Genomic DNA, 24418 nt, shown 5'->3' on the forward strand with positions numbered 1-24418 from the left:
CCTCGCGCTGCTATTTGGCGCTGGTCGTTCAACACACTCCCTCACAATCAAGTCAGTTCGGCCCGCGGCCGGCATTGCGGTTTCACTGGCGGATAGCATTCCCGACATGGTCTGCGCCTTGATTGGCTCCTTCAGCCAACCCACCCTCCGTCATGCTCGGCCTTGAGCCGAGCATCCACACCGCATCCATCAACCGCTACGGGCATGGATCCTCGGCTCAAGGCCGAGGATGACGGAGGGTGAGGCTAGCGTTCCAGCCAAACTCACCGCCGGTGCGTCGGGTGCTCCATCAAGCTGGTAAGCACCACCTCTCCTCCCTCATGCCTGTCCTCGGGCTTGACCCGAGGGATGTCACAGGCATCCAGCGCGCCCAAGTCCTTGGGCGCAAGAGATTGTCTTCGACAGAGCAAATGATTCATTCACCGCGCGGACGCGCGGTGGCTGGATGCCTGTGACATCCCTCGGGTCAAGCCCGAGGACAGGCATGAGGGAGGCACGGGCGTGCCTATTTGAACCCGACGCAACCCGCGCTACATATTCTATCGGGAGGAGTGCCATGTTTGATTTTTCGCTCGGCGAAACCGCGGACGCGATCCGTGAAACGACGGCGCGGTTTGCGGCCGATCATATTGCTCCGCTCGCCGCGGAGATCGACGAAAGCAACACGTTTCCACGCCAGCTCTGGCCCGAGATGGGTGCGCTCGGCCTGCATGGGATCACGGTCGAGGAAGAATTCGGCGGCGCCGCTCTTGGTTATCTCGATCATGTCGTCGCCATGGAAGAGGTTTCGCGCGCCTCGGCCTCCGTGGGGCTCAGTTACGGCGCCCATTCCAATCTTTGCGTCAACCAGATCCGCCGCTGGGCCTCGCCGGAGCAGAAGCGCCGCTATCTGCCACAGCTGATCTCCGGCGAACATGTCGGTTCGCTCGCCATGTCGGAGGTAAGCGCCGGTTCCGATGTCGTCTCCATGCGGTTGCGTGCCGAGAAAAAAGGCGACCGCTATATTCTGAACGGCACCAAGTTCTGGATCACCAACGCGCCGCACGCCGACGTGCTGGTGGTCTATGCCAAGACCGATCCCGCAGCCGGCCCGAAAGGCATTTCCGCCTTCATCATCGAAAAGGGCCTGTCCGGCTTCAGCGTCTCCAAGAAACTCTCCAAGCTCGGCATGCGCGGCAGCGATACCGCCGAACTGGTCTTCGAGGATTGCGCAGTGCCGGCCGAGGCGTTGATGGGCCGGGAGGGAGAAGGCGTGAAGATCCTGATGTCCGGCCTCGACTACGAGCGGGCTGTGCTTGCCGCCGGACCGCTCGGCATCATGCAGGCCTGCCTCGATGTCGTGCTGCCCTATGTGCGCGATCGCAAACAGTTCGGCAAGGCAATCGGCGATTTCCAGCTGATGCAGGGCAAGATCGCCGATATGTATGTGGCGCTGAATTCGGCGCGCGCCTATGTCTATTCCGTCGCCCGGGCCTGCGATGCCGGCCGCGCGACGCGCACGGATGCAGCTGCTGCGATCCTCTTTGCCAGCGAAAATGCCGTGAAAGTGTCGCTGGAAGCGATCCAGGCGCTCGGCGGCGCCGGCTATACCAAGGAATGGCCGGTCGAACGCTATTTGCGCGACGCCAAGCTCTACGATATCGGCGCCGGCACCAACGAGATCCGCCGCTACCTGATCGGCCGGGAGCTCATTGCGTCATGACGGTGATTTCGACGGCGATCGACCGCGACAGCGAGAGCTTCAAGGCCAATGCCAGCAAGAACAAGGCGCTTATCGACGAGCTCCACGACCGTTCGGCGAAAGCGCGCGAGGGTGGATCGCAGACAGCGCGCGAGCGCCATACCGGCAAGGGCAAGCTGCTGCCGCGCGATCGCATCCAGCTCTTGCTCGATGCCGGCAGCCCGTTCCTGGAGATCGGCACGCTGGCGGCCAACGGCATGTATGACGACGAGGCGCCGGGCGCCGGCATCATATCAGGCATCGGCCGCGTTTACGGCCGCGAGGTGATGATCGTCGCCAATGACGCGACGGTGAAGGGCGGCGCCTATTTCCCGATGACGGTGAAGAAACATCTGCGGGCGCAGGAGATCGCTCTGCAGAACCGGCTGCCCTGCCTCTATCTGGTCGACAGCGGCGGCGCCAATCTTCCGCATCAGGCCGAAGTCTTTCCCGATCGGGATCATTTCGGCGCGATCTTCTACAACCAGGCCCAGATGTCGGCCGAAGGAATCCCACAGATCGCCTGCGTCATGGGAAGCTGCACCGCCGGCGGCGCCTATGTGCCCGCCATGTCCGACGAAACGGTGATCGTGCGCAATCAGGGCACGATCTTCCTCGCCGGCCCGCCGCTGGTGAAGGCCGCGACCGGCGAAGTCATTTCGGCCGAAGAGCTCGGCGGCGCCGAAACCCATGGCCGCCGCTCCGGCGTCGTCGATCATGTCGCCGAGAATGACGAACATGCACTGCTGCTCGTGCGCGATATCGCAGCCACTCTCAACAGTGTGAAATCAGTCGATATCGACCTCAAGCAGCCACAGCCGCCGAAACTCAATGCCGAGGATCTCTGCGGCCTCATCCCGGATGATGTGCGCTCGCCCTATGATGTGCGCGAGGTTATCGGCCGGATCGTCGATGGTTCGGAACTGCATGAGTTCAAGCCGCTCTACGGCACCACGCTGGTCTGCGGTTTCGCCCGCATCTGGGGCATGCCCGTCGCCGTCATCGCCAATAATGGGGTGCTGTTTTCCGAGAGCGCGCTGAAGGGGGCGCATTTCATCGAGCTCGCCTGCCAGCGCCGGGTGCCTTTGCTTTTCCTGCAGAACATCTCCGGCTTCATGGTCGGCGGCCGTTATGAGGCCGGCGGCATCGCCAAGGATGGGGCAAAGCTGGTGACGGCAGTTGCGACCGCGAGCGTGCCGAAGGTCACGGTCATCATCGGCGGCAGCTTCGGCGCCGGCAATTACGGCATGTGCGGCCGCGCCTATCGCCCGCGATTCCTCTTCACCTGGCCGAACAGCCGTATCAGTGTGATGGGCGGCGAACAGGCGGCCTCGGTGCTTGCCACCATACGTCGAGACTCCATGGAGGCGCGCGGTGAGAATTGGCCTATTGAAGAGGAGGAAGCCTTCAAGGCGCCGATCCGCGAGGGCTACGAGGCCGAGGGCAACCCCTATTATGCCACCGCCCGCCTCTGGGATGACGGCATCATCGATCCGCGCCAGACGCGGGATGTGCTGGGCCTTGCCTTTTCCGCCTGCCTGAATGCGCCGATCCCGAAAGGGCCGCGCTTCGGCCTGTTCAGGATGTGAGGCGCCGATGATGGAAAGCCTTCTCATTGCCAATAGGGGCGAAATCGCTCGCCGCATCATCCGCACGGCCAAGATGCTCGGCATCCGCACCATCACCGTCTATTCCGAAGCCGATGCCGGCCTGCCCTTTGTGAGGGAGGCGGATGAGGCGATCGCCATCGGTCCCTCGCCGGCCCGCGAAAGCTACCTCTCGCAGGAACGCATCCTGGAGGCCGCCCGGAAAACTGGCGCTGCGGCGATCCACCCCGGCTACGGTTTCCTTTCGGAAAATGCCGGATTTGCCGAAGCGGTGGAAAAGGCCGGGATCCTCTGGGTCGGCGCGCCGCCCGCCGCCATCCGGGCGATGGGGCTCAAGGATGCCGCGAAGGAATTGATGCAGGCCGCCGGCGTGCCCGTGACCCCCGGCTATATGGGCGCGGACCAGAGCGAAGAGAGGCTGGCGGCCGAGGCGGAGGCGACGGGCTATCCCGTGCTCATCAAGGCGGTTGCCGGCGGCGGCGGCAAGGGCATGCGCCGCGTCGACCGGCGTGAGGATTTCGCCGAACTTCTCGCCTCCTGCCGACGCGAGGCGGCCGCCGCCTTCGGCGACGACCGCGTTCTGATCGAGCGCTACATCAGCAACCCGCGGCATATCGAGGTGCAGGTTTTCGCCGACAAGCTCGGCAATTGTGTGCATCTCTTCGAGCGCGATTGTTCACTGCAGCGCCGTCACCAGAAGGTCATCGAGGAGGCCCCTGCCCCCGATCTCGATGCCGCCACCCGGGCAGTGATCTGCGATGCGGCGGTCAAGGCGGCAAGAGCGGTCAACTATGTCGGCGCCGGCACCATCGAATTCATCGCCGATGCCTCGGAAGGCCTTCGCGACGATCGCATCTGGTTCATGGAGATGAACACTCGCCTGCAGGTGGAACACCCGGTCACCGAGGCAATTACTGGCGAGGATCTGGTGCTCTGGCAGCTGAAGGTCGCTAGCGGCGAGCCCTTGCCGAAAATGCAGGACGAGATCGCCATGAACGGCTGGGCCTTCGAAGCCCGGCTCTATGCCGAAAATCCTGCCGCCGGCTATCTGCCCTCGACCGGCCGGCTCGAACATCTCCGGCTGCCGGAAACAGTCCGTGTCGACAGCGGCGTCGAGCAAGGGGATGACATCACCGCCTTCTATGACCCGATGATTGCCAAGATCGTCGCCCACGGGCCGCACCGCGAGGCGGCACTTTCGAAGCTCGCAGCCGCCTGCGCCGGCATCGAGGTCTGGCCGGTCAGATCCAATGCCGGCCTTCTCGCCCGCATCGCCGTCGATCCGGATTTTCGCGCAGCTCGGATCGATACCGGCTTTCTCGACCGCCATGACGACAGGCTTGTGGCGACGGAGCCGAGCGACACCGCAATCGACAGCGCGGCCACGGCGCTTTTAAAGAACACCGATAATGATCCCTGGACCGCGCTGACCGGGTTCCGCATCGCCGGCGCGGATGACAAGAGGGTGCGCATCCGTATCGGCGATCACCTCCATTGGGGGCAATCACGTCCGGGGCTTGAGGCAAATACCGTCACGATCGGTGAAACGACGGTGCTTTTCGACGCCGGAAACGCCTGGCCGATCAGCCTGCCCGTCGCGAGCGAAGTCGAGGCAAGTCAGGGTGCCGGCGATGGCGCGATCCTTTCACCCATGCCCGGCCTCGTCATTTCGGTGGATGTCGCCGAAGGCGATCGTGTCACCAAGGGGGACCGCCTGCTGACGGTCGAAGCGATGAAAATGGAACATTCGCTGCGCGCACCCTTCGACGGAGTCGTCGAAAAACTGCAGGTTTCCTTGGGTATCAGGGTCTCGGAAAATCAACTCGTCGTCAGCGTTGTGAAGGAGCAGGATTGATGGCCGGCCGTTATTTCGACGAATGGACGGTCGGCGACCGCATCGCCCACGACATCCGCCGCACGGTCACCGAGACCGACAACCTGCTCTTCACGACACTCTCCCACAATCCGCAGCCGCTGCATCTCGATGCCGACTATGCGGCCGGTACTGAATTCGGCCGGATCGTCGTCAACGGCACCTTCACCTTTGCGCTCACCGTCGGCCTTTCGGTCGGCGACACCACACTCGGCACGCTCGTCGCCAATCTCGGCTACGACAAGGTGACGATGCCGAAACCGGTCTTCATCGGCGATACCCTGCGGGTGGAAACGGAGGTGATGGAGCTGCGTCGCTCGAACTCCCGCCCCGATGCCGGCATCGTCACCTTCCGGCATATCACGCTGAACCAGCGCGGCGAGATCGTCTGCCAATGCCTGCGCACGGCCATGCTGAAGGTGAAACCGTCATGAGGCTGCGCTCGCTGCTCTTTGCGCCCGGTGACCGGCCGGAGCGTTTCGACAAGGCGCTTGCCTCAGGCGCCGATGCCGTCATTCTCGACCTGGAAGATTCGGTTGCGCCCATAAACAAGCCGAGAGCACGCGAGAGCGTGCATGAGTTCGTCCTGCATCATGCCGGCATGACCCCTCTCCTTATCCGCATCAATCCCCTCGCCTCGCAAGAATTCGAAGACGACCTTGCCGCTTTAAGCGGCCTTCATCCTTTCGCGCTCATGTTGCCGAAGGCCGAAGGGGCCGCTTCCGTGCTGAAACTCGCAGGCTCTCTTCCATCTGCTATCCCCATCCTGCCGATCGCGACCGAGACGCCATCCGCGATCTTCGAGATCGGCAGCTACCGAGAGGTCGCGACGAGCCTCTGCGGCCTGACCTGGGGGGCTGAGGATCTGCCGGCCGCGATGGGGGCTGCGACCGCGCGGCGAACGGATGGCCGTTATACGCCGCCTTACGAGCTTGCCCGCTCGCTGGTGCTGTTCGGCGCCCATGCCGCCGCCGTTCCGGCCATCGACACCGTCTATCCCGATTTCCACGATCTCAACGGTCTCAGGGCCTATGTCGGCCGTGCCCGGCGCGACGGCTTTTCCGGCATGATGGCCATCCATCCAAACCAGGTCGAAGTGATCAATCACGCCTTCACGCCGGATCCTTCAGAGATCGCCTGGGCCGAGAAAGTCGCCGCCGCCTTCGCAGCCAGGCCCGACGCGGGCGTCGTCCAGCTTGACGGGCGCATGCTGGATTTGCCGCATCTCAAGCTTGCGACCCGCATTCTCGATGTGGCCGGGCGATAGAGCAAATGCTCCGCCAATTAGCCCGCCTTTGCGGTTTGCTTGGAGGCGGCGTTCTCTCGGCTGAGGTAGCCGGCACCGATGGCGACGTAGAGATCCACATAGTCCTTGGCAACCTGTTGCACGGTGGCCGCAAGGCTTTCCTGGGCATCGGAGACCGACCGCTGCGCGTCCAGGACATCGAGCAGTGACGAGGCGCCATCCTTGTAGCTCGTGGTCGAAAGCGCAAGCGACTCCTGCGCCGTCTGCACCTGTCTGCGCAACGGTTCGAGCGTCTGCGTGTCGCGGCGAACGGCCGACAGCGCGTTTTCCACCTCTTCGACCCCGTTCAGTACCGCCGATTTCCAGGCGAGATATTGGGTCCTGGCATCGGATTTTTCGATATCGACATTCGCACGCAATTTGCCGCCATCGAAGATCGGCAGGTTGAGCGTCGGTCCGAAGGACCAGCTGGTCAGGGTTCCGCCGCTGGCACCGGATGATTTGACCCAGCTCGGCGAAATCGAGCCGGTGAGCGAGATCGACGGGTAGAGCTGAGCTTCGGCAGCACCGATATCGGCAACGGCTGCCGCCAGCTCCCGTTCGGCCTTGCGGATATCGGGACGGTTGCGGATGAGATCGGCCGGAATGCCGGCGCGGATGTCGCCACGGAAGACCGGCTGGCCGGCGCTTTTCTGCAGCTCGTCCATCAGCGAGGCCGCCGGCATTCCGAGCAGAGTGGCAATGTGATGGGCCGATTCGGTGAAGCTCTGTTCGAGGCCAGGAATGTCGGATTTTGTCGACTGTACCAGGCCCTCGGCCTGAACGACGTCGAGGCGGGAGGCCGCACCTGCCTTGAGCTGCAGCTGCGTGAGTTCGTAAGTCTGTTGGCGGGATTTCAAATTCGCCCGCGAAAGTGCGATGCGCTGCTGATAATAGCGGGCGTCGACATAGCTCTCGACCAGGTCTTTCAGGAAGGTGAGCTTTGCATTGTCGGCCGTTGCATAGGCGGCCCCAAGCGAGGCGATGGCGCTCTCTTTCGAGCGACGGTACTGGCCGAAGAAGTCGAGCAGCCAGGAAAGGCTGGCCCCGCCGGCTGTCGTGTTGGTGGTGCCGACCGTCGTGCGGAGCCGCCCCTTCTCGCCGGATACCGTGTGCGATGCGTCGACACTGAGGCTCGGCAGACCGCCGGCGCCGGCAACCGTGACATTGGCGGAAGCCGAGTTGATGCTCTCGAGCGCCTCCAGCACATCGAGGTTCTCGCTGAGGCCATGGGCCACCAGGCCGTCGAGCCGCTTGTCGCGATAGGCCGTCCACCACTGCGCCGTCACGACATCGCCGTTGCTCTTGCTGCCACCCTCTTCGAATTTGGCGGGAAGCAGCATCTCTGGGGGAACGTGATCCGGGCCGCTGACGCAGCCTGCGAGCAGGAGCGCAAGGGCGGATGTGGCGTAGCGGAGGGATGATAGTCTGGTGCGGAGCGACGGACTCACTGGCGAGCTTTCTGAACCGGGATCGGAGAGTCAGGCTTAGCGAGGCCAGCGTTAATGGCGGTAAAGAAACTGTAAAGTTAGGTAAAATCCCGGGATGCTTGATCGTCAGCCGAACCATAGGGCGTCGGCCGCCTCGGAAGCTCCAGCGTGATCGCCAGGCCTCCGGCGTTAGGCAATGACGCATGCACGCGTCCGCCATGGCGCTCGATGGCCTGCCGGGTGATGGCGAGACCCAGGCCGTATCCGCCTCTCGGCACAGCCTCGTTCCCGCGTGAGAACGGCTGGAAAATCCGTTCGAGTTCGTCTCGCCTGACACCTGGCCCCTGATCCGTGACGCAGATTTTGAGGCGGTCGGTCGCCGCCTCGCAAGCCACTGATATGCGCGAATGCTCGGCCGTGTACTTGACGGCGTTGCGGACGACGTTTTCGAGCGCCCTGTAGATCAGCTCACCTTCGACCTCGGCGCGGAAGGCGCCCTCGACACTCGTCGTGATCGAGACGTCCCGCGCCTGGGCTTCGAATGCCGCATCGCCGAGGATTTCGTTCAGCAGCTCAATGACATCGAGAGTGTGCGTTTTCAGCGGAAGGCCGGATCCGGCGGTCAACCTAGCAAGCGTCAGAACTTCGCCGACCAGCGCATCCAGCCGTTCGACCTCCCGGTCCATGCGGTCCAGCATGGCACCGAGTTTGGCGGGGCTCTGCCGAAGGACGCCGACGGCGGCCTGCAGACGGGACAAGGGCGAACGCAGTTCATGGGAGACATCGTGGAACAGCCGTTGCTGCGCATCCTGAAGCTCCTGAAGCCGCGCGGCGCTGGAATCGAAGTCGTGCGCAAGCGCGGTGACCTCGTCCTTTCGGCCGGCCATTTTGTCCCCGATGCGGAAGTCGAAGCGGCCATGGGCGAGCGCGCTCAAGCCATCGCGCAGATGCACGACGGGACGAATGAGGTACCGGGCAAGTGCGCCTGCCGATATCGTGCTCGAAATCAGGATCGCGAGCCACGGTATGAACGGACCAAGGTTGTCGAAGGTCAAAGCGACCCGAACCGGCAGGGAAATCCGATAGCAAACTCCGTCCTTCAGGACGAATCTTGTATCGACGGTCTTTGGAACCGCACAGGCACCGGCTGTCGCAGTTTTGGAAATCGCCAGACCAGCCGGCAACGTCTCTTCGCTTGTGCGCACGAAATGTGTGGCGGTATCTGCGCCATCTCTTGCGAGCACGTTTGCGGTCAGGGTCAGGGCGATCGCTCGCCGCTCTTCATCCAGTTCGCGCGCAAAAGGAACCCCCTGGAGAAAATTGACGAGCAGGAAGATCACGCCGACTGTCGCCGCCATCGTCAGCCAGATCGTCGTGAAGAATTTCCAGAAAAGCCGGGGCATGGTCAGTCCACGAGAAGTTGATAGCCCTGGCCGCGAACGGACTGGATCCAGGATTGTCCGTCCTCCCTCAGTCCGAGCTTCTGACGAACGCTGCTGATATGGACGTCGATACGGCGATCGAACGGGGTCAACGGCTTGCCGAAGGCCCGCTTCGAAATGTCCTGCTTCGACACGAGCTGGCCGGCGTTGCGGGCGAGGACCTCGAGCAGGCTGAATTCCGTGCCGGTCAGCTCCAAGGTCTCGCCGCGCCATTCGGCGAACCTGCTGCCCGGATGGATCACGAGTTTTCCCGCGCTTATCGTGTCGGTCGAAGGACCGGCCGCCGGCTGACCTGCCCGACGGAGGATGGCGCGCAACCTCGCTGCAAGTTCGCCCGGCGAGCATGGCTTCGGCACATAGTCGTCGGCGCCGAGATTGAGACCCGATATCCTGTCGACGTCATCGCCCCTTGCGGTCAGCATCAAGACCGGGACCTGGCTGAGCTTCCTGATCCTCTGCAGAACCTCGATCCCGTTCATCCGAGGCATCATGATGTCGAGCACGATGATATCGACCGTATTGCCGGCAGCAGCGGCAATCGCGGCGCGCCCGTCCGTATCCGTGACGACATCATATCCTTCTTCGACCAGATATTCCTGCAGAAGCGTCGTCAGCTCGGCATCGTCGTCGATGAGGAGAACCTTGTTCATTCACTTCGTCCGTCATTGATCCTGGTCAGCCATACAGCACAAACACGGTCGCGCGAGCGTGTTTTACCTAACTTAACACTAACTTGACCGCACTTAACGTTCACCCCGTTACTTATCCTTTCATGACATCACCACGAGCCAGGATCGGGTTGCCTCATCATGAGCCGCAATCCTTCATCGAGTTGGCACGGATCGGGAAAAGGCACCCAGGCCTTTGACCACAAGGAGTGCATCGTTGAGAAAATCGCCCAGAATATTCGCTGCCGCTCTTGTTGCGGCAGCGCTCCTGCTTCCCCTGCGCAATGCCATGGCGGATCAATCCGCCGCACCCGCCCTTACCGTCTCGTTGGTGACGCCGGCTGAGCGAGACTGGCCGGAAACCGTTCCCGCAAGCGGCTGGCTGAAGCCCTGGCAGGAAGCCATCGTCTCTTCCGAGACGGGCGGTCTGCGCGTAACCGAAATCCTGGCCGACATCGGCTCCGTGGTTAAGAAGGGGCAGACCCTCGTCCGGCTGTCGCAGGACAGCGTGCAGGCCGACCTTCGCAAGCAGGAGGCGGCCGTCGTGACCGCTAAGGCAAACCTGACAAAGGCGAAGGCCAATGCGGATCGGGCTCGGCAGCTACGCTCTTCCGGCGCCCTCTCGGATGAAAAGATCGTCGAATATTTCGCCGACGAACAGACTGCGGCGGCAAGTCTTGCGTCTGAAGAAGCGGCGCTCGACAGCCAGAAGATCAAGCTCGACCAGACAACCGTCACGGCCGTCGACGACGGTCTCGTAACCTCGCGATCGGCCGAACTCGGCGCGGTCGTCTCGTCGGGCACCGAACTGTTTCGCCTGGTCCGCCAGCAGCGGGTCGAATGGCAGGCCGAGGTTTCGGCTCGTTACCTCTCACGCATCTCGGAAGGATTGAGCGTCGACATCGACGGGCCGGACGGACGTCCCATTCAGGGCAAGGTAAGGCTCGTCGGACCTTCGATCGACACCAATACAAGCCGAGCGATCGTCTATGTCGCGCTTCCCCAGGATGTTCAGCCGCGCACCGGCCTTTATGTCACCGGCACTATCGAACTGAGGACCACGCCGGCACTGACGGTTCCGGAGACAGCGATCGTTTTCCGTGACGGCATAAACTACGTCTTCACCGCCGGCGAGGACAAGCGGGTAAGGCGGGTGCGGATCGAGACCGGCCGCCGCAACGACGGCGAAGTCGAGATCGTCTCCGGCATAGATAAGTCGGCGAGAGTGGTGACGTCGGGCGGAGCGTTTCTGTCCGACAACGATCTCGTGAAGACTGCGGGAGAAGGTTGATGAACTTTTCCGCATTTTCGATCCGCAATCCCGTACCGGCAATCCTGCTCTTTGCGATGCTTGCCGTCGGCGGCTTGCTGGCATTCAAGCAGTTACCGGTTCAGAACTTCCCCGATATGGACCTCCCGACCATCAAAGTTACCGCGACGCTCGATGGCGCCGCGCCGGCGCAGCTCGAAACGGAGGTCGCCCGCACGCTCGAGGACAATCTTGCCTCGCTGAGCTATCTCGACCACGTCACCACGACGATCACCGATGGCACTGTGTCGATCAGCGTGTCCTTCAAACTGGAGAAGGACAGCGAAACGGCCCTGAACGAGGTCCGCAACGCCGTCGACAGCGCAACGGCCGATCTGCCGGCGCAGATGCAAACGCCAAGCGTCACCAAAGTCACCGTGCAGAGTTCGGCGCTGGTCACCTACGCCATCCAGTCTGCCGCCCTTGATGAAACCGAGCTCTCCTGGTTCATCGACAACGATTTGACCAAGGCGCTCCTGTCAGTACCGGGCGTCGGACAGGTCAACCGCATCGGCGGTGTCGACCGCGAGGTTCACGTCGACCTCGATCCGACAACGATGGCCGCCTTCGGCGTCACGGCGACCACTGTGTCGGCGCAATTGAAGTCGGTTCAGGCCGATACTTCAGGTGGCCTTGGGGAGATTGGCGGCACCCGTCAGACATTGCGCACGCTCGGCGCCGTGGCATCGGTCGATGCGCTGAAGGAGCTTAGAATTCCCCTGGCCAACGGGCAGCAGGTTCGTCTCGACGATGTCGCTTCCGTCACGGACAGCTTCGCGGAGCGGTCCTCGATGGCCTATCTCGACGGCAAACCGGTGGTCGCGGTCGAGATCAAGCGCTCGAACGGGTTTTCGGACAGCGGTGTCGCGGCCGACGTCGACAAGGCGATGAAACAGTTCGCAGCCGCGCATTCCAACGTCCAGATAGAGGAGGCCTACAGCACGCTCGGGCCGATCATCGACAACTACGATGGTTCGATGCACATGCTGTACGAAGGCGCGATCCTGGCGATCATCGTCGTCTGGCTCTTCCTTCGGGACTGGCGTGCGACGATCCTGTCGGCCGTGGCGCTGCCGCTGTCGGTCATACCGACCTTCCTTGTCATGTACCTGGCCGGCTTCAGCCTGAATATCGTCACCTTGCTGGCCCTGTCGCTCGTGGTCGGCATCCTTGTCGATGATGCCATCGTCGAGGTCGAGAACATCGCCCGCCACCTGCAGATGGGCAAGCGGCCGATCGACGCCGCTCTGGAGGCGGCCAACGAGATCGGGCTCGCCGTCATCGCAACCACCTTCACGCTGGTCGCGGTCTTCCTGCCGACGGCCTTCATGAGCGGCATACCGGGACTTATATTCCGCCAATTCGGTATCATCGCCGCGGTGGCGGTCCTCGTCTCGCTCGTCGTCGCACGCCTGCTGACGCCGATGATGGCCGCCTATTTCATGAAGGCCCATCCGACCGAGGAAAAGGACGGCCGCATCATGCGCGCCTATCTGGCAATCGTGAAAGCCGCCATGAACCGCAGGAAGACCACGGTGGCAGTGACTGCCGTCGTCGTCGCACTTTCGCTTGCCACCATCCCGCTCCTGAAATCCGGCTTCCTGCCCGCTTCCGACGACGCGCGAGTTCAGATCACGCTCACCATGCAGCCGGGTGCTACCATCGTGCAGACGGATGCCACGACCAGGAAGGCGGCCGATATCATCGGCAAGCTTCAGGACGTGACACATGTCTTTTCTTCGGTCGGTTCCGCATCCTCGGGCGGCGGCCCCGACTCCAGCACCACGAGCAGCGTCGGATCCGCCACGATCGTCGCCGTGCTGTCGCCCATCGGCGAGCGCGATCGCAAACAGTCGGAAATCGAAAACGACATCCGGCAGGCGCTCTCGGTCCTTCCCGGTGTGCGGGTCGCGGTCGGCGGCGGCGGCAACGGCACGAAGCTGGAGATCACCCTTGCCAGTGACGATGCCGACGCGCTTGACAGTGCAAGCACAGCGCTTGAAGAACAGCTCCGCACGCTGCAGGGCATCGGCGCGGTGACATCGACCGCAGCCAGGCAGGCGCCCGAGATCCAGATCACGCCCGACTTCGCCCGCGCAGCAGCGCTCGGGGTGACCTCGAGCGCCGTCGCCGAGGCCGTGCGCGTGGCGACGAACGGGGAATACTCCGCCGATCTGCCAAAGCTCAACCTGCCGCAGCGCCGGGTTCCGATCGTTGTCCGCTTCAACACCGAGACGCGCACCAAGCTCGACGACATCAAGAACATGCGGGTGGCTGGAACGAGTGGCAATGTCGATCTCGGATCGATCGCCGATATCCGGATCGGCGGCAGCCCGTCGGAGATCGACCGCATCGACCGGATGCGCAATGTCACTCTTTCCGTCGAGCTCAACGGCCGCATCCTGGGCGACGTCAACCGCGAGGCGCAGGCGCTGCCGGCGCTCCGGCGCCTGCCGCCGGGGGTCACCCTTGTCGAACAGGGCGAACTTCAGCGCAGTTCGGAGTTGTTCCAGAGCTTTGGCCTTGCAATGGCGATCGGTGTGTTCTGCATCTACGCAGTCCTCGTCCTGCTCTTCCACGACTTCCTGCAGCCACTCACCCTTCTGATGGCTCTGCCGCTCTCGCTCGGCGGTGCGCTGGTGCCGCTGGTGGTGACCGGAACCAGCTTCTCGATGTCGGCCGTCATCGGACTGCTCATGCTCATGGGCGTGGTGACCAAGAACTCCATCCTTCTCATCGAATACGCGATCATGTCGCGTCGCCAGGGCATGGCGCGGTTCGATGCCCTTGTGGATGCCTGCCACAAGCGCGCGCGACCCATCATCATGACCACCATCGCCATGGCATTCGGCATGCTTCCGGTCGCTCTCAGCCTGACAGGCGGCGATTCCAGCTTCCGGCAGCCGATGGCGATCGTGGTGATCGGCGGGGTCATGATGTCGACGCTGCTCAGCCTCATCGTCATCCCTGTCATCTTCACCTTCATCGACGACCTCAACGAGGCGCTCAAGCGCCTCGTTCACCGGACCGGGCCTGATACCGCCGACTTGGAACCGCATGCATCCAACGATCGCGCGGCGATCACCTTCAAGCCAGAGCTTTCGAAGAGAGGGCAAGGTCAGAGATGACTGCTTTTGGCAAGTTATTCGCAAGATGGCCGCGCCGGATACCGGCGGCACCGGCAGCTTTTATGGCAACCTCTTCGGTCGAATTCCTCCCCCGGAATGAGACCGCGGGACGTACATCCCCCGCAGGCGGCCTCGTGCCGCCTGCGCGTCCTGCATCTTCTGGAAAGCGATAGTCCAAGCACTCATCACCTTGGTTGCAGTTGCCCTCGTTCCTTTCGGCTGCATAGAGCTTTCTGCCAGCAGCGCACCTCGCGTGCGTCGCAGAAAGAACCTTTACCAAACTTTACACTTCCTTAACCGCGCTTAACATCCGCACAGCTATTAGAGTTCGACCTCAGTTCAATCCGGAGTGTCGTGTGTCCAAGGCACATCGAAATATTCTGCGTTGCCGCTTCGCGGAGCGGAAAGTTATACTTGCCGAGATTTGGTTGCTGACGCTTGATTCAAAAAATTATATCTCAATTGCTGCTCTCTTAAGTCCCGGGATCCAATCAGGCCGCGCAGAAAACGTTCGAATAGAGCGTCATGCTCTACTGGAAGACATTTCAATTGGAGGAACGGGGTGATCGATGCTCCGGGTGATCAAGGCGCGTTTGCCGGACAGATCGAAAAGTTCAACAGGGCAGCAGGCCCTATCTCATGCTGAACATTGCCGGGCGTCATGACAATGGCGTCATGGCTTCGAAATCGGGCAGGGCGCCGCTCGCGTAGCCGACCGCCCCGAGCGAGCCGATGGCGATCCGGCCGTCGCGGATCGACAGCAGCGGTCCCTCGGCACCCTGCTCGTAGAGATCGGGATGGGCCGCGGCAAAGCGCGCCTTCTCCGCCTGCGACGCCCCCTGCATGCCGGCGACATAGTGATGACCGTTGCGCTCGACATGGGAGAGGCCGAGCAGCGAGACCAGCGCCAGATCCTGCTGCACGGCGAGCCCGGCCTGGCAGGTCAGATCCTCGCCCGAGAGGAACAGTCCCGGCGCGGTTCCGGTTCTGATGCGGATCGCCTTCATGAGCGAGCGGTAGATACCTTTGCAGGTTTTCGAGGAGACGCCGGTATATCCCAGCCGCCTGGCGCCGGCGAAGGCGCCGTCGCTGTCGTCGCTCTCATCGATCAGGAAAGGAAATTGCGCCGCCAGATCCCCGAGCGGCGTCTCCATGGTAATCGCGCGCGCGAACGGCTGTTCGACAAAGGCAATGGCCGCGCGTAACCTCGCCAGCCGGGGTGTCGCCTCGATTTGCGCCAGCAAGGCGGCGAGCTGTTCGACGGCGCCAAACTGTTCGTTGCCGTCGACCGTCACCCGATAGTCGGGCAGGCGGTCCAGCACGGCGGCGATCCTGGTCAGGCGGTCGATATCGGCATCGATCGCGCCTGACAGCTTGATCTTGAACCAGCGGTTGCCATAGCGGGTAATCACCGCCTCGAGGCTTTCCGGCAGGCCGTCACCGACGGGATGGACGATATCGCCCTCGCTGATCGGATCGACAAGTCCGATCGTATGCCGGGCCGAGATCGAGCCGGCAGGGCGAAGATCGGAAAGCACCGCCAACGCTACATCCGCGTCGATATCGTCGGGCAGCATGGGGCCGCCGATGCCGACGAGGTTGCTCCGCACCGCGTCGAAGAAGGAAATGCCGGCAAGGCGGCAATAGGCGTCGAGCGCGGCGCGGGCGATGAGCGCAGGGCCGAAACAGGCGGCCAATGGATTTCCAGGTAGGCGCCGCACGGTCTCCATCTCGTTCAGGCGGGCGGCGGCAAACAATGTCGTCGACGCAGACGGCTCGAGGGAAGCATCCGCAGCGGTACGGATCGAGGTGCGCAACTGATCGACATTCTGCGCCGGCGTCAGCGCCGGGTTCTTGTCGAACCATTTCGGCACCATCATCTCGGCGGCGGCGCCAAGAGCGGTTCGTCCCTCCTCATCCTCGACGCGGACCCTCAGGAAGGCTTGCGGCGCCGTTTCGAGGGTTGCCGCACCAAAGCGGAACGGCAGGCGCAGCCTGACATCGCGCTCGAAGGCGTCGATCTCGATGATTCTGATGCGGGGCGCCGTCACGGAACCTCCAATGCTTCTGTCCATGGTCATGCCATGCGGTCGAGCATGGCGCGGGACACTTCGTGATGGAGCGGTTCGCGGCGAAGCAGCCGACCGATTTCCTCCACCATGGCCTGTCCCTGGGAGAGATGCGCCTCTTCGGTGTGACCGGCGGCGTGCGGCGAAATGGTGACATTGGCCAGTGCGGGGTCGCGGAAGGGGCTATCCGGAGGCAGCGGCTCGTCGTCAAAGACATCGAGAGCCGCCTCGATGCGACCGGAGCGGATTTCGGCAAGCAGTGCTGCCTCATCGACCAGCTGCGAGCGCGCCGTATTGATGAACAGCGTGCCGGGGCGCAGCAGCGCCAATTCGCGAGCGCCGATCATGCGGCGCGTTTCGGGCAGGACAGGCGCATGCAGGGAAATCACGTCGCTCTGAGCCAGCATATCGTTTAACCCGACACTGAAAACGCCGAGCGCAGCAGCCTCGCTATCATGGAGAAAGGGATCGACGACCAGTACGCGGCAGCCGAATGGAACGAGCAGGCGCATGACCGCCCGGCCGACATATCCGGCGCCGACGATGCCGACCGTTCTGGCGCCAAGCAATCTCTGCGGCACGGCGGCGCGGACGTCGAGCCATTCGCCGCCGTTGCGCAATTGATGATGCAGCCGATGAATGCCACGCATGGCCAAAAGCGCTTCGGCGACGACGAACTCGGCAACCGAGGCGGCAATTTTCGAGGCGGCATGGGTGACGCGAAGGCCATCGTCGAACAGGCGGGCGGGAACGAGCGTGCGGATGCTGCCGGCCGAATGGGCGACGAGGGCGAGTTGCGGATGGCGTTGGCGCGCGGCGGGATCGAAGGGCGGCGTGCCCCATCCGGTGAGGCACGCGACAGCGCCCTGCAGCAGGCGGTCGACATCGGTGGCGTCGATCGTGGTGGCGGTCGGCCAACGCACCTCGCCAAGGGCGTTCAACTGGGCAATCGCCGCATCGTCCAGCATCATCCGGCGGGTCTTTTCGGTCAGCAGTACGGCGATAACGGGAGCCTGTTCCTTCATGGTTCTACTCTTTCGCTGCGGCGACCAAGCGCCTGAGATGGGCAAGATCCGCGCGGACCTTGTCGAGCGCCTGCTCTCGGGAGACGCGGTATTGGGAATGCATCGAGAGCACGCCGGTAAAGCCGGCGGCCACCAGATGCGGGACGATTTCGTTCCAGGGCACCATGCCTTCATCGAGCCCATACCAGTCCGAATGCCAGACGCGCTGGCCGTGGGATCCGTAAGCACCGGGCGACCAACCGCTGTTCTTGACGCCCATGCAGCAGAACCAGGGATCGAGAATATCGAGGGTCAGACGCCAGTCCTCGCTCCCCTCGCGAATGATCTGATTGGCGGGATCGGGATAAGCGCCGATCCGGATCGGATCGCGCCCGGCCAGCAATTGCACGACCAGCGCGCCCGAGCTGTGCAAGGTCCCGCCGTGAAGCTGGATGGTCAGCTTGATGCCGAAGCGTTCGGCCAGACGCTCGAGGCCGTCGAGGTCACCCCGCGCCTCATCGACCTGGACCTGCCAGCGTCGCAGCGGGTCGTAACGCCAGAAGCCCAGCCGGACCTGCCCGATGCCAGCCTCACCGCAACAAGCGAGCAGTCGGGATGCGGCATTGTCGGGCCGCGTGGAATCGATGGTCGCCATCGGCGTGCGCAGGCCGGCCGCGGCAAAGAGCTTTACCGCATTGACGATCTCCTCCGGCCTGTCAGGGGAAACGGTGTGGCCGTCGCGGACGAGAAGATCGGCACAGTCGAAGCCCAGACCGGCGGTGATTTCGGCCGCCCTCTCGAGCGGCAGGCCCTCCAGCGTCTTGGTGAAATAGGCGATATCCATGGATCAGATCCCCAGAGAGAAAGGCGCTGTTCATGAGCGGGCGATACAAAGCTCGCTGCGGCGGCCGAATGCATCGCGGGCGCACACCGCATAACGCACGCCCTCAGGCGGCGACATGTGCAGGAACGCTGTCGAGATCAGCGGGGCGGAACTGACCTTTTCAAAAGTCCCGCCATCGGTGCTGACCAGAATATCGTAGAAAATGGCCGGCCCGGCATCGCCCGCAGCCCAGAACAGCATGCGTTCTTCCCGGCCGCCGTGACCGAGATAGCGTTCGACGACAAGGCCGGTCGGTGTAGCCGGGGCCGCGCCGGTGTCGGGAACGACAAGCACCTGCGTCAGCGACGGCAATGGCACATCGAGATCGACACTGATCCGGCCATCGTCGCAGTCGACGACGCTGATCGGATGCAGCAAGGCGGGCTCCTGCGCCCGACGCATTTCGGCAAACTGCGCCTCGGTCGGTGCGGGCGGTGCGCCGACCGGCTCGAAGAGCCCACGCGGGTTGCTTTCGTCGCGTTGGGCTTCCCAGACCTCCATCGGATTGGTGAATTCCTCGTCGATGCGCAGCAGGCAAAGCGCGTGGCGGCCGGGAACCAAACCGCTCACTTCGAGACGGACGGCGGTCCGGCCCGAGCGGTTGATGGCATCGACGCTATGGATGAGGCTGATGGAAACACCGCCGCCCGGCAGCCGTGTCGGCAGGATCGCCAGGCCATCCTGGTCGGGCGCAAGCGGTGGTTCGGCGGTCACCTTGCAAACGGTATCGCCGAGCGTTGCCAGCAGTTCCATCGATGTGATGCCGGGCTTCTTGATGATGTCGAAGGGCGGCGCCCTGTCGACATCCGTGACCAGCATATCCAGATTGGTCTTGTGCTCCCACTGCGCCTTGGTGAAATTGCGCGAACCGAAATAGGCAAAGATCGTGCGCTGGCTCCAGCCGCCGATAAAGGCGTGGTCATTGCTGAGAAAGGTGAAATTCGCCGCTTTCGGGGCGATGATGCGCCGGTCGTGCTGTTCGATGATGCGGGCGATGATACCGGCGTAATAGGCTTTGCCATGCCAGCTATGGTGATCGCTCCAGCCGAGCTGAGGATCGCATTCATCGTTGATGATGGGCAGGCCCGCCAGGCGCGGGTGATGCTCCTTGAGATAGTCGACGACGAGAAGCGTGCGGTCGACGATACCGTTGGTTTTCGGGGTCAGGTCTTCCTTGCTGCCGTTGACGCCCTTTTCGTGGATGGAGATGTAGTCGATGCGCGGCGGGCCATCGCCGGTTAGGCAGCTCATACCGCTGTCGCAATGAGCCATGAGGGCGCGAAAGATCGGCGACAGCGTGCGGGCGGTGCCAGGCCCGCCCATCGGCAGGCTCGGATCGATGGCATCGAGCCCCGCGACGCAGGCGTCGTAGTAGTTGGTGTAGCCCTTGATCCCGTAGGTCCACCAGCCGGAGTCGGCCTCGTTCGTCGTTTCGAAATACCATGTGCGCAATTCGTCCATGCCGTAACGCGCGCCATAGCGATCTACAGTCGCCGTCACCAGATCGCGCCAGCGCTTGACCTGATCCATATCCTCATAATCGGTGAACACACCCGACGGGTTGCCCATCAGCTCGAAGAACGGCTTCAGCCGGTGTTCGATCATCACATCGAGCGCGCGGTCGAGCAGGGACCAGTCGTAGCCGCCGGCCCCGCCCTTTGCGCTCAGCAGATTGTAGAGATAATGCACGCGCAGGAACTTGATGCCCTCATTCGGCAGGCCGCCGATATAGGCAAGCATCTGGCGCATCTCGGGCTCGAGCAGCAGCTCGGCGGGTGAAAAACCGGTGCCGCGCCAGAACCGGTTGAACGGGCGCACCGCTTCACTGGCATCAACGTTTATTCGCGTACGTTCACGCATGGGTCGTCTCTCCTTGGGCGGACGTTTGGCAGTGCGCCGCAATGCCGGCGCACGAGGCCAGGAGCCGGATTATTTGAACTTGTCGCGCATCGCATCGATGCCGGGGATGGTCTTGGTCAGATGCTGATGGGCGGGATCGAAGCGCTGGATCAGCCCCCGACGATGCTTGCCGACGAGGATGGTGAAGATATAGCCGCGATGCCCCGGCGAGGTGACCGTCGGGTGGTAACCCCGGTCGACCAGGACAGTGTCGCCGTTGCGGGTCATGAGGATCTTGACCGGACCGTCTTCGTCATAGGTGATCTGGCTGCCGAAGCCGGTCTCGGGCTGGAAGCGGTAGTGATAGAGTTCTTCATGCCGGGTCTCGACATCGCCGTCTTCGGTATCGTGCTTGTGGGGGGGATAGCCGGACCAGCAGCCTTCGCCGGCATAGAGTTCGCTCACCAGCAGGTTGCCGCAGCGTCCGTTCTGCCGTTGGCCGAGCAGATGGACGATCCGCCGCTGGCTGTGCGTGTCCGACGAGCCGACATTGACCGCGTCAACCTCATCGGGCGTCACTCGGAACGGGGCGTAGCGCGTGTCGCAGAGACCGCCCGCGATCGCGACTTCCGCAGGTCCGCCGTGAGCCGATATCCGGACATTGGCGCCGACCGGCACGTAAACCGAGTCCGCATCGCCTCCCCAGATATCGGCTCGCCGGCCCACAGCTTCGAACATGATGCCATCCACCTCGATATCCACCTGACCCGACAGCACGACGTAGAGGCTTTCGTGCGCGGGCAGCCGCCGGATGTCCTGCTCGTTGGCGGCGAGCGTGACGAGATCGAAGTAGATGAGATCGAGCGTCGTGGAGGAGGTATCCACAATAGGGCGCTGCTCGGAGCGTGGAATGAATTCGGGCATCAATTGAACTCCGGAACGGTACGGTCGGCGAAGGGATTAAGCGACAAGGATTCGGCGTAATGACAGGCCACTGCGTGCCCATCGGCCGTGACGGTGCGTAAGGTCGGCACCTCCTGCTTGCAAAGCTCGGTGGCGTAGCGGCAGCGCGGATGAAATGCGCAGCCGGGAGGCGGATGGGCGGGATCGGCGACCTCGCCCGCCAGCCGAATGCGCTGGCCATGGCGGCGCATCCTCGGATCGGCGATCGGCACGGCGGAGAGCAGTGCTTCGGTATAGGGGTGGAGCGGGCGCGAGAAGATCTGCTCCGTCGGCGCCTTTTCGACGACCCGGCCGACATACATGACGGCGATATTGTCCGAGATGTGCCGGACGACCGAGAGGTCGTGGGCGACGAAGAGATAGGTCAGACCGAACTGTTCCTGCAGGTCCTGCAGGAGGTTGATGGTTTGTGCCTGCACGCTGACATCGAGCGCCGAGACGGCCTCATCGGCGATCACCAGCCGCGGATTGGAGGCCAGCGCCCGGGCTATGCCGATGCGCTGGCGCTCGCCGCCGGAGAAAGCATGGGGATAGCGGTGCATATATTCGGGCCGCAGGCCGACGCTCTGCATCAGCTCGGCGACCCGGTGCTCGAGCTCCCGGCCCTTGGCGATGCCGTTGACGCTCAGCACCTCGCCGATGATGTCGATGACAGGAAGGCGCGGATTGAGCGAGGATTGCGGATCCTGAAACACGATGCGCAGGTCGCGATGGATTTCGTCGAGGGCAGAACCCGACAACGCCGCGAGATCGACCGTGCCGCCGCTGCGATTGCGATAACGGATTTCGCCGCTTGTCGGCTGATAGATGCGCAGCACCGTGCGGGCAAGCGTGGACTTGCCGCAGCCGGACTCCCCGACAATGCCGAGTGTTTCGCCATCCTCGACACGAAGCGAAACGCCGTCGACCGCCTTGACGTGTCCGACCACACGCCGGAATGCGCCCTTGCGAATGGGGAAATGCATCCTGAGATCGGTCAGTTCGAGCAGCGGGCTTGGTTGGGTCATGGGATCGGCCATCATTGTCTTCCTTCGTAAAGCAGACAGCTGGCGACATGCCCGTCGCCGATGGCGACGGGCTGCGGATCCTTTTGATCGCACAGGCCCGCCCTCGCCTCTTTGCACCTGGGATGAAAGCTGCAGCCCTGGGGCCGGTTAAAACGCGAGGGCACCATGCCGTCGATGATCGCGAGCCGTTCGGTGGGTTGCCCATGCATGCGCGGCACCGATTGCAGCAGCGCCTTGGTGTAGGGATGAACAGGTGCGTGGAAGATCGTGTCCACATTGCCTGCCTCCACGACCCGGCCGACATACATGACAACGACTTCGTCGGCGATTTCGGCCACCACACCGAGATCATGGGTCACGAACAGGACCGAGAGCCCGAATTCGGCCTGCAGCGAGGCCAGCAGATCGAGGATATTGGCCTGGGTGGTCACATCGAGCGCCGTCGTCGGCTCGTCGGCGATCAGCAGCTTGGGGCGGCAGGCGAGCGCCAAGGCGATGCAGACGCGCTGGCGCATGCCGCCGGAAAACTGGAAGGCATAGTTTTCCATACGCTCGGCCGGCCGCGGGATGCCGACCAGAGCCAATGTCTCGATGGCATGTTCGCGCGCCTCCTTCCTTCCCATCTTCAGATGCAGGCGGATCACTTCGACCATCTGGTTGCCGATCGTATGGACGGGGGAAAGTGCGGCCATCGGCTCCTGGCTGATCAGGCCGATTTGGGCACCGCGGATCGCCCGCATATCATGGCCGCGCGGATCGAGCGCCGCCAGGTCGACCGAGGGTGCTGCCGGATCGGGCCGGTAGCGGATTGCCCCCGAAACGATCCGCCCTCCCCGCGGAACCTGGTTGAGGATCGAGCGGCCGGTGATGCTCTTGCCCGAACCGGATTCGCCGACGACGCAGACCGTCTTACCGCGCGGGATGGAAAAGGAGACGCCGTCGACCGCCTTGATCGTGCCCGCACCACCGAAGAAATGGGTCCTGAGATCATCGACCTCGATCAGCAGGTCACGATCCCCGTGCCGGCCGCCGGCTGCGGCAAAATTGGGATCAGTATTCATAGGGATCTGCAGCATCGCGTAATCCATCACCGAGGAAATTGAGGGCGAGCACGGTGACGATCACCGCGAGACCGGGAAGAAACAGCCAGGGTGCGCTCGAGACGGCAAGAATGTTCTGCGCCTCCTGGAGCAGCACGCCCCAGCTCACCACCGGCGGGCGCAGGCCGATGCCGAGGAAGGAGAGCGCGGTTTCTGCGAGGATCATCGTCGGGATGGCGAGCGTCACCGAGGCGATGATATGGCTGATGAAGGACGGAACCATGTGCCGCCAGATGATGCGCATCTGCGAACAGCCGTCGAGACGGGCGGCGATCACGAAGTCTTCCGTCTTGAGCGACAGGAAGCGCCCGCGCACCACCCGCGCCAGGTCGGTCCAACCGATCAGCGACAGGATGATGGTGATCCAGAGATAGACCAGGAGCGGATCGGCGCTGATCGGAACGGCAGCCGCAAGGCCCATCCACAACGGGATGGTCGGGATAGAGTTGATGAGTTCGATGGAACGCTGGATCACATCGTCCACCCAGCCGCCGTAGAGCCCCGAAATGCCGCCCAGGACGATGCCGAGGATGAGGCTGATTGCGACCCCGATCAGCCCCACGGACATCGAAACGCGCGTGCCGTGGACCGTCCGGCTGAAGACGTCGCGACCCAGCCGGTCGGCGCCGAACAGGTAGAATGGTTTGCCCATCTCGATCGGGCCGATCAGGTGCCGGTCGAAATTAAACAGCCCCCAGAGCCGGTAGGGTTCGCCCTTGACGAAGAAGCCGAGGGGGATGACGACGGCCGGATCGGGCACGTAATTGCGGCTAAGCGCGATCGGATCAACTTTCATCGAATAACCGTTGACGTAAAGCGGATGAAACTGCCCGGTCGCGTCGTAGCCGGCGAACTTGATCTGCTGCGGCGGCGCATAGGTGTAGCGGGAATCGTAGGTCTGCGACGAAACCGGGGCGAGAACCTCGGCAAACAGGGCGACCAGGTAGATCAAAAAGATGACGACGCCTGCCGCCAGCGCCAACCGATGGCGACGGAAGCGCCGCCAGATGAGCTTCCATTGCCCGGCGACCGCGTCGGAATTCTTGATCCGTTCAGGTGATAGCGCGATGGCTTGATCGGTCATTGGTATC

General features: G+C 63.0%; 18 protein-coding genes. 7 read left to right on the forward strand and 11 right to left on the reverse strand.

The window, feature by feature from the left end; all coding sequences use genetic code 11:
• Positions 1 to 556: 556 nt before the first annotated feature.
• Genes B5P46_RS25545 through B5P46_RS25565 form a run of 5 tightly spaced genes read left to right on the forward strand, consistent with a single transcriptional unit; the run spans position 557 to position 6467 of the window.
• A complete protein-coding gene (locus tag B5P46_RS25545; RefSeq protein ID WP_129421172.1) occupies positions 557 to 1702 on the forward strand; it encodes an isovaleryl-CoA dehydrogenase in 1146 nt (381 codons plus the stop codon).
• On the forward strand, positions 1699 to 3309 hold the full coding sequence (locus B5P46_RS25550; protein ID WP_129421173.1) for a carboxyl transferase domain-containing protein: 1611 nt from the start codon (positions 1699 to 1701) through the stop codon (positions 3307 to 3309). Before B5P46_RS25545 ends, B5P46_RS25550 begins: the two co-directional genes overlap by 4 nt.
• Before the next feature lie 7 nt (positions 3310 to 3316).
• A complete protein-coding gene (locus tag B5P46_RS25555; protein WP_129421174.1) occupies positions 3317 to 5182 on the forward strand; it encodes an acetyl/propionyl/methylcrotonyl-CoA carboxylase subunit alpha in 1866 nt (621 codons plus the stop codon).
• Complete coding sequence (locus B5P46_RS25560; RefSeq protein ID WP_011654322.1) at positions 5182 to 5634, forward strand: MaoC family dehydratase; 453 nt, start codon at positions 5182 to 5184, stop codon at positions 5632 to 5634. Before B5P46_RS25555 ends, B5P46_RS25560 begins: the two co-directional genes overlap by 1 nt.
• Positions 5631 to 6467 carry an HpcH/HpaI aldolase/citrate lyase family protein gene (locus B5P46_RS25565; protein ID WP_129421175.1) on the forward strand — a complete coding sequence of 279 codons (837 nt, stop codon included), beginning with the start codon at positions 5631 to 5633 and terminating at the stop codon, positions 6465 to 6467. Before B5P46_RS25560 ends, B5P46_RS25565 begins: the two co-directional genes overlap by 4 nt.
• A gap of 17 nt (positions 6468 to 6484) precedes the next feature.
• Here B5P46_RS25565 and B5P46_RS25570 read toward each other — a convergent pair whose 3' ends face one another.
• From B5P46_RS25570 to B5P46_RS25580, 3 genes are all read right to left on the reverse strand, one after another.
• Positions 6485 to 7936, reverse strand: coding sequence for an efflux transporter outer membrane subunit (locus B5P46_RS25570; RefSeq protein ID WP_129421176.1), 1452 nt, complete (start codon positions 7934 to 7936; stop codon positions 6485 to 6487).
• Positions 7937 to 8013: 77 nt separating this feature from the next.
• Positions 8014 to 9318: a HAMP domain-containing sensor histidine kinase gene (locus tag B5P46_RS25575; RefSeq protein ID WP_129421177.1), complete on the reverse strand. Its 1305-nt coding sequence runs from the start codon at positions 9316 to 9318 to the stop codon at positions 8014 to 8016.
• A 2-nt stretch (positions 9319 to 9320) separates the two neighbouring features.
• Positions 9321 to 10007, reverse strand: a complete 687-nt coding sequence (locus B5P46_RS25580) for a response regulator (RefSeq protein ID WP_129421178.1) — start codon at positions 10005 to 10007, stop codon at positions 9321 to 9323.
• A gap of 235 nt (positions 10008 to 10242) precedes the next feature.
• Here B5P46_RS25580 and B5P46_RS25585 point away from each other — a divergent pair, with 235 nt between their 5' ends.
• Positions 10243 to 11316 (forward strand): efflux RND transporter periplasmic adaptor subunit, encoded by a 1074-nt coding sequence (locus B5P46_RS25585; RefSeq protein WP_129421179.1) that lies wholly within the window; start codon positions 10243 to 10245, stop codon positions 11314 to 11316.
• On the forward strand, positions 11316 to 14462 hold the full coding sequence (locus B5P46_RS25590; protein WP_129421180.1) for an efflux RND transporter permease subunit: 3147 nt from the start codon (positions 11316 to 11318) through the stop codon (positions 14460 to 14462). Before B5P46_RS25585 ends, B5P46_RS25590 begins: the two co-directional genes overlap by 1 nt.
• A 659-nt stretch (positions 14463 to 15121) precedes the next feature.
• Here the strand turns inward: B5P46_RS25590 and B5P46_RS25600 are convergent.
• From B5P46_RS25600 to B5P46_RS25635, 8 genes are all read right to left on the reverse strand, one after another.
• The gene (locus B5P46_RS25600; RefSeq protein WP_129421181.1) at positions 15122 to 16543 is read right to left on the reverse strand and encodes a mandelate racemase; all 1422 of its coding nucleotides are present in this window, start codon (positions 16541 to 16543) and stop codon (positions 15122 to 15124) included.
• Positions 16540 to 17556: a hydroxyacid dehydrogenase gene (locus tag B5P46_RS25605; RefSeq protein ID WP_129421182.1), complete on the reverse strand. Its 1017-nt coding sequence runs from the start codon at positions 17554 to 17556 to the stop codon at positions 16540 to 16542. Before B5P46_RS25605 ends, B5P46_RS25600 begins: the two co-directional genes overlap by 4 nt.
• 4 nt (positions 17557 to 17560) lie before the next feature.
• The gene (locus B5P46_RS25610; protein WP_129421183.1) at positions 17561 to 18379 is read right to left on the reverse strand and encodes a sugar phosphate isomerase/epimerase family protein; all 819 of its coding nucleotides are present in this window, start codon (positions 18377 to 18379) and stop codon (positions 17561 to 17563) included.
• Positions 18380 to 18409: 30 nt separating this feature from the next.
• Positions 18410 to 20278, reverse strand: a complete 1869-nt coding sequence (locus B5P46_RS25615) for a GH39 family glycosyl hydrolase (protein ID WP_129421184.1) — start codon at positions 20276 to 20278, stop codon at positions 18410 to 18412.
• A gap of 69 nt (positions 20279 to 20347) precedes the next feature.
• A complete protein-coding gene (locus tag B5P46_RS25620) occupies positions 20348 to 21181 on the reverse strand; it encodes a 5-deoxy-glucuronate isomerase (protein ID WP_129421185.1) in 834 nt (277 codons plus the stop codon).
• Positions 21181 to 22239: an ABC transporter ATP-binding protein gene (locus B5P46_RS25625; protein ID WP_206735400.1), complete on the reverse strand. Its 1059-nt coding sequence runs from the start codon at positions 22237 to 22239 to the stop codon at positions 21181 to 21183. The genes B5P46_RS25620 and B5P46_RS25625 overlap by 1 nt, the downstream gene beginning before the upstream one ends.
• Positions 22239 to 23288 carry an ABC transporter ATP-binding protein gene (locus B5P46_RS25630; RefSeq protein ID WP_129421187.1) on the reverse strand — a complete coding sequence of 350 codons (1050 nt, stop codon included), beginning with the start codon at positions 23286 to 23288 and terminating at the stop codon, positions 22239 to 22241. The genes B5P46_RS25625 and B5P46_RS25630 overlap by 1 nt, the downstream gene beginning before the upstream one ends.
• Complete coding sequence (locus B5P46_RS25635) at positions 23278 to 24411, reverse strand: ABC transporter permease (protein WP_129421188.1); 1134 nt, start codon at positions 24409 to 24411, stop codon at positions 23278 to 23280. The genes B5P46_RS25630 and B5P46_RS25635 overlap by 11 nt, the downstream gene beginning before the upstream one ends.
• Positions 24412 to 24418 lie beyond the last annotated feature (7 nt).

The sequence above is a fragment of the Rhizobium leguminosarum genome, assembly GCF_004123835.1.
Classification (GTDB): domain Bacteria; phylum Pseudomonadota; class Alphaproteobacteria; order Rhizobiales; family Rhizobiaceae; genus Rhizobium; species Rhizobium leguminosarum_M.